Source organism: Blattabacterium cuenoti (assembly GCF_014252075.1).
GTDB lineage: Bacteria > Bacteroidota > Bacteroidia > Flavobacteriales > Blattabacteriaceae > Blattabacterium > Blattabacterium cuenoti_AC.
Genome location: NZ_CP059209.1, coordinates 357501 through 358757, shown reverse-complemented (window position 1 = coordinate 358757; position 1257 = coordinate 357501). Strand labels below are relative to the sequence as shown.

Genomic DNA, 1257 nt, shown 5'->3' with positions numbered 1-1257 from the left:
CTCAGCTGGCTAGAGCGCCTGCTTTGCAAGCAGGAGGTCATCGGTTCGACTCCGATATTCTCCATTCATTATTTTCATTATTATTGATATTGAGTTCTTTGACATAACATACAAACAAAATTAAATATAGGTTCACTTTAAAGTAAGTGTTAAGAAAAAAAAAAGCTAAGTAAGGGCGTATGGTGGATGCCTTGGCTCTGAGAGGCGAAGAAGGACGTGATAAGCTGCGATAAGCTGCGGGAATTGGCACATACAAATTGATCCGCAGATATCCGAATGGGGAAACCTATCATATTTCTATATGATATTACTTAAACAGTAATGCAAACCTAGAGAACTGAAACATCTAAGTATCTAGAGGAAAAGAAAACAAAAGTGATTCCGTTAGTAGTGGCGAGCGAAATCGGAAGAGCCCAAACCATTGAAGTTTTATCTTCAGTGGGGTTGTAGGTCTATAACTAAGGTAGATGTTTTATATAGTAGAATGGTTTGGAAAAACCAATCATAGAAGGTGATAATCCTGTATACGAAATATAAAAAATCACCTATTAGTAACCTGATTAGGACGGGACACGGGAAATCTTGTCTGAATCTACCGGGACCATCCGGTAAGGCTAAATACTACTCAGAGACCGATAGCGAACTAGTACCGTGAGGGAAAGGTGAAAAGTACTTCGAATAGAAGGGTGAAATAGATCCTGAAACCATACGCTTACAATCTGTCGTAGCCTTTTAGTGAGGTAACGACGTGCCTTTTGCATAATGAACCTACGAGTTAATTTTTCCGGCAAGGTTAAGTAGTTTAGCTATGGAGCCGTAGCGAAAGCGAGTCTGAATAGGGCGTTCAGTCGGAAGAATTAGACGCGAAACCGAGTGATCTACCCATGAGCAGGTTGAAGCTGTGGTAACACATAGTGGAGGACCGAACCGGTAGACGTTGAAAAGTCTTCGGATGACTTGTGGGTAGGGGTGAAAGGCCAATCAAACTCGGAGATAGCTCGTACTCCCCGAAATGCATTTAGGTGCAGCATCGTGTAAAGTAATACAGAGGTAGAGCTACTGATTGGATGAAGGGGTTTCATCACCTACTAATTCCTGACAAACTCCGAATGCTGTCATTATGTTTCACGGTAGTGAGGGCATGGGTGCTAAGGTCCATGTCCGAGAGGGGAACAACCCAGACCATCAGTTAAGGCCCCAAAGTATATGTTAAGTTGTAAAAACGAGGTTTAGTTACACAGACAGCTAGGATGTTAG

At 42.2% G+C, this 1257-nt stretch carries 1 tRNA gene and 1 rRNA gene (1 of these 2 cut by a window edge); both read left to right on the top strand.

Going from position 1 to position 1257, the window contains the following annotated elements:
- Positions 1 to 64: transfer RNA gene (locus tag H0H47_RS01680), tRNA-Ala, on the top strand.
- Positions 65 to 159: 95 nt separating this feature from the next.
- Positions 160 to 1257 (top strand): 23S ribosomal RNA (locus H0H47_RS01675) (it continues 1802 nt past the right edge of the window).